At 40.5% G+C, this 4,976-nt stretch carries 4 protein-coding genes, 3 tRNA genes and 1 rRNA gene; 5 read left to right on the forward strand and 3 right to left on the reverse strand.

Going from position 1 to position 4,976, the window contains the following annotated elements:
* The 4 genes from rrf to EKM81_RS10855 form a co-directional block, all read left to right on the forward strand.
* Positions 1-86, forward strand: a 5S ribosomal RNA gene (rrf, locus tag EKM81_RS11695); the annotation flags it as partial.
* A 5-nt stretch (positions 87-91) separates the two neighbouring features.
* Positions 92-164: transfer RNA gene (locus tag EKM81_RS10845), tRNA-Asn, on the forward strand.
* A gap of 68 nt (positions 165-232) precedes the next feature.
* Positions 233-304 (forward strand) — tRNA-Glu (locus EKM81_RS10850).
* A gap of 30 nt (positions 305-334) precedes the next feature.
* Positions 335-407, forward strand: a tRNA-Thr gene (locus EKM81_RS10855).
* A 541-nt stretch (positions 408-948) separates the two neighbouring features.
* Here the strand turns inward: EKM81_RS10855 and EKM81_RS10860 are convergent.
* The 3 genes from EKM81_RS10860 to EKM81_RS10870 form a co-directional block, all read right to left on the reverse strand.
* Complete coding sequence (locus EKM81_RS10860; RefSeq protein ID WP_125651563.1) at positions 949-1,734, reverse strand: class I SAM-dependent methyltransferase; 786 nt, start codon at positions 1,732-1,734, stop codon at positions 949-951.
* A gap of 787 nt (positions 1,735-2,521) precedes the next feature.
* A complete protein-coding gene (locus EKM81_RS10865; protein WP_125651565.1) occupies positions 2,522-3,271 on the reverse strand; it encodes a YibE/F family protein in 750 nt (249 codons plus the stop codon).
* Positions 3,268-4,347, reverse strand: a complete 1,080-nt coding sequence (locus tag EKM81_RS10870; RefSeq protein WP_225420252.1) for a YibE/F family protein — start codon at positions 4,345-4,347, stop codon at positions 3,268-3,270. The genes EKM81_RS10865 and EKM81_RS10870 overlap by 4 nt, the downstream gene beginning before the upstream one ends.
* A gap of 153 nt (positions 4,348-4,500) precedes the next feature.
* Here EKM81_RS10870 and EKM81_RS10875 point away from each other — a divergent pair, with 153 nt between their 5' ends.
* Positions 4,501-4,821: a putative heavy metal-binding protein gene (locus EKM81_RS10875; RefSeq protein WP_125651567.1), complete on the forward strand. Its 321-nt coding sequence runs from the start codon at positions 4,501-4,503 to the stop codon at positions 4,819-4,821.
* Positions 4,822-4,976 lie beyond the last annotated feature (155 nt).

The following is a 4,976-nucleotide window of genomic DNA, read 5'->3' on the forward strand; positions in this document are numbered from 1 at the left end:
TATCCATGCCGAACACAGAAGTTAAGCTTCTTAGCGCTGAAAGTAGTTGGTGGGAGACTGCCTGCGAGGATAGGGCGCTGCCACGCTCGATTCCGGTTTAGCTCAGTTGGTAGAGCGCTTGACTGTTAATCAAGATGTCGTCAGTTCGAGTCTGACAACCGGAGTAAAAAATCGGCTAATGGCCGATTTTTTTATTGATTATAATTGTTAAAGCAGTTATGATATTACTAATGGCCCCTTGGTCAAGTGGTTAAGACACCGCCCTTTCACGGCGGTAACATGGGTTCAAATCCCGTAGGGGTCATAAAACTTAATAGCTTTTAAATTAAGTATTGCCGTCTTAGCTCAGCTGGTAGAGCATCGGTATCGTAAACCGAGGGTCACAGGTTCAAATCCTGCAGACGGCATTCTTTAGTGGTTTAGCCGGTTTTAGCTGAACCATAAAAATAATTATCGTTGATTTATCAACGTTTACGGGATTTCTAATTAAATTTAGAAATCCCTTTTTTATATTCGGCCGACAAATGGCCGACAAAAACTGGACAAGTACTTTTGTCCCTCACCAAAAAATGAATTTAATTTTGAATAAAAAACTAATGTTGGTCTAAAACCTTAAGAGATTTTTCCCCCTTTTTTAGTGGCGATCTTTTATTTATACTTGGCCGGCAAGTTTCTGTAGCAAAATTAATGTAAATTAAAAATGTTTGGCAGAATATCGGTTTGCAATTCAAATTATCGGCTTATCGGCCTCAAAAAAGCGAGACTGTAACAAAAGTCTATTTCAAGAAAACTTTAGCGGCTAAAACGTGTTCTCAAAAGGCAACCGGCTCTGTTTAATACAAAACACCAAGCAATTCTACAATAGAATTGCTTGGTGTTTTACGTTAATACTCATCGCCTTGGGGCACACTATGGATTTTACCTACAATCGTTAAACTGCCTAGATTCCTATTGGTTCTTTACGGCGCGAGTTAGTAAATACTGGGGAATATATTTTCCTAGTAAGTCATCAGGGCCACGGTCTTCAAGCAGATTGGTCAAGGTTAAACCGGCCTTCATTTGGCCACCGAGTTGTTCCTCTAAGGAGTGGCTGAACTGAACGCTACCATCCAGTGCGATTGAACTTTTCATCAATTCAGGATCCTTCAGAGGATTGTAAGGTAATTTATGTTTGACCACTAGCTCAGTGGTTTGATCGTCAACATCGAATAAGTAATTCAGGCCATTATCCATGCCGACTAGCAGTATGCCACCTGGTCGCAAAATACGATAACATTCATCCCAGATATGCTGAACATCTGCAACATAGCAATTGGCGATCGGTTGAAAAATCAAATCGAAGGATTCATCAGCAAAAGGTAAACGCTGGCTCATATCGGCCTTAACGATATTGATTTGATAACCTTCGCGTTCAGCAACTTGCTGTTCACTGGCCAATTGACTATCGGCATAGTCTAAGACGGTGGCATTAGCACCTAAAGCTTGAAAGATAGGCATTTGTTGTCCGCCGCCACTGGCTAGTCCTAATAAATCAGTGCCTGCCAGGCGATTATTTCTCAAAAAAGGGGCGAACCAATTAGCAGGGACGGGTATTTGCGGTGTAAGTAGCACTTGCCAATGACCTTGCTGGGCTTGCAAATAAGTCTCATGATCCAGTGGCTGCCCCCATTCCCAACCATCAGCTACCCACTTGTTCATTGCAGCGGCGTTTATATCAGTATAATTTGTTTTCATCTGCTAACCTCGAAATTCTCTAATTAGCTTTAGTTTATCATAGTGATCAAAAAAAATGCCACCAGCTACCAACAAATGTTTCGTTACGTAAGTCATGGGAGTGGATACGTAAGGAACTCCAGGGGGGAATTGAAAACATTTGTGGTATGGTGACATTCTTTACTTGGTCTAATCTATCATTGGGAATGTTTATCATGAAGATATTCTAAGGGGGAGGGCAAACACCTTCTGACTTGTTAATGACTTAGATTCAGCGAATAACGAGGTTGTCTAAAGGTCCGATTGGGTGATCGACCTAATAGGCGAAGTTACAAAAGACTAATTTATTACAGATTGGACTATTTCAAATTGTGTCATCAAGGCTGATTAAAACAGCGAACAAGTGTTAATTTCTTGGGCGAAAGTCATTAAGCTTATAGCTGTTATTAAGCGGCCTTGCTTGCAATAGCGAATTTATCCAATTAAGCGATGTGAATTTTTCCGTCTTACCCTGGCTAGTCTCACAACTGAACGACAATTAGCTTGCAATCAAGTTTTTGTACGCCAGTGCGATAACTAACCACAGTACCATCAAGTTTACTAGTAAAGCTCATTGTGTGACTGACCTCCTTTATGTTTTATATTATGCCAGCCAGCCTTACTAAAAGCAAATGATTTGCATTAGATTTTTATAAAAATGTGAGCGTGATAAAAAACGTTAATCGGCACCAACTATCCTTTGAGAACACGTTTCAATAACTAAAGCGCGATTTATTTTTAGTGAAAGAACTGAGGGTACTGCCTCAAATTAATTTTTTTTAGACCCACGGTTAACGACCCAAGTGGCTAACGGTACAATCAAAAGAACCCCAATAATAGAGTCGACAATAATCAGCGCTTCTTGAACGAAAAGCTTATCGTTAGCAATTTGACTTAAGGTGTAATGCAGCCGCGTGAACCAAATAAATAAGGCCAAACAACTTCCGAAGAAACCGAATAGAATCGTGTTGATGGCTGTACCTAAAATATCTTGACCGATGTTTTGGGCACTCTGCCAATAAGCGGCTTGACTTAATTCTTTATTCTGTTTTTTTAGTTCGATTAAGCCAGTACTCATCGCCACCGCTGCTTCAGAAATAGCACCTAGCGTACTGAATAAGGCCACCAAAATTCCGATGGCGCCATAATTTAATCCCGGGGCAGTACTCATACCAATTAAGTCCTCACCGGTTTGATCACCGACGCCAATTGCTTGAGCCGAATAATCAAGGCCTAAGATGACGATAGCAATTAAGCCGGTCACAATTAATGAACTAATAAAAGCGCGGTCAGCAATTTTAGTGTCGTGCGTGCCTAAATAAATAATTGTCAGTAATTTTAACGGTACGAAACAAACAATCGTGAACCAAATATTGGCGCCCCAACTAATCAATAAGGCAACGAAAAAAATCAGTAAGAAATTAATAATAATACTGAGATAACTTTTCAAGCCAGCAGTGCCACCGACGAGACAGATCAACACTAGCAAAGTAAGTAATAATGCGCTTAAACTACTCATAACTGGACCTGCTTTCGTCTGAGTATAAGGCTGGTCAGTGTGGCAATTGGCACAGTCAGGACAATACCAATTGCTGAAATTAGGCTTTGAATGACACCCAGCGACAAGGTATAGGTGAAAGTATAATTGATAGCATTGTTATCGCGTAAGTATAGGATAGTCATTGGCAAGGCGTCGGCCATAAAGATCAAAAATAACACGTTGATTAGCGGCCCCATAATTTCACGGCCAATTGCTAGTCCGCTTTGCCAAAGTTGCTGAGCAGACACTGTCGGCTGTTGTTCTAGTAATTCATTGAGACTAGTCACAATATCTGTTGATTCGTCCATGACTGCACCTAAAACGCCTAGTAACGTTTGGCCTAAGAAGAGTGATCGCGGACTTTGAGTAGCATAAGCAACTGCCATGTAAGTGATGCCCTTTTCCTTGGTTAGCGCCATGATGCCATAACTTAGTGTGAAGGCTAATAATAAAGCACTAATAGTACTGAGTAGCATGACTGCCATTTTTAAATGCCAACCTTGGAAAATCAAGAAGCTACCCACTGCAAAAATAATTGCGGCCAGACTATAAATTAGAATCGGATTAGTACCATTACGCCAAATGTCCAGACGAATAGTCATCCCGAAAATAATCATATTAAAGAGTAGTGATAAGATGACTAAATAACTTTTCTGGTTAAGTACTTGCACGATCAACAAAAATAAAATTGTTCCAGCAAGTACTAGTACCCAGTCACGTTTGGCATTATCAATGGTTGCTTTTTGGTCGGTTACTTGGACAAACACGCGTTGATGTTTGTAAAAATGTTGATTAACTAGTTGGGAGCGATCGTAATTATTTGTAAAGGCGAAGGTTTGCCCGCTTTTCTTCGTGTTAAGTAGTTTGAGAGTACCTGTTTGTGTCAGTTGTTGATCACGATTATCATATTGATCTTTCTCGCTGACCGGTGCACTAGTTTTGATTTGCGTGATGACTGCCAAAGTTTCAGCATAGTCAGTTCTGAAATAGACGGTGATGGTTGCTATCAAACCTAATAGTGCGATGATCACCAAACTAAGCGTTTTTTTATGCAAGAAGTTCACCCACCAATCATATTCCTTGTTATACGCCAATTTTATAGTCCAATGCAACTGCTAATCTAATTGTTAAGGTTTATTTTGCTTTTATTGCTTAAGTTGTGTATCTTAAAAGTAGTTCAATATCATCCATTGAGTGGAGGAAATAACATGATTATTACAACTACTAATGGCGTCGAGGGTCGCCAAGTAACAGATTATTACGGGATTGTTTTCGGCGAAGTGATTACTGGTATTAATGTGCTCAAGGATATGGGGGCCGGTCTGCGGAACTTCTTTGGCGGCCGTTCACAGGGCTACGAAGAAGAACTGACCAACGCCCGTGAAGAGGCAATTGCAGAAATGCAGGCGCGCGCCGAAAAACTCGGTGCCGACGCTGTTATTGGTATGAAAATGGATTATGAAGTCCTTGGTAGTGATAACGGTATGTTGATGGTCACTTGTAGTGGAACAGCAGTGAAATTGGGATAGCAATCATGGCACGCGTTCTTCCTAGATTTAAGAGACGATATTCAATTTGATTAAATCATTTAAAGATCTCAAAAAAGAGTAAGCGAGTAAATATCACACGTATGTAAAAACTGCCGAACTTCAGTTAGGATAATCATATATCCGGCTAGAAGTGC

Origin of the sequence: Lapidilactobacillus gannanensis (genome assembly GCF_003946675.1) — a bacterium.
Taxonomy (GTDB): Bacteria; Bacillota; Bacilli; order Lactobacillales; family Lactobacillaceae; genus Lapidilactobacillus; species Lapidilactobacillus gannanensis.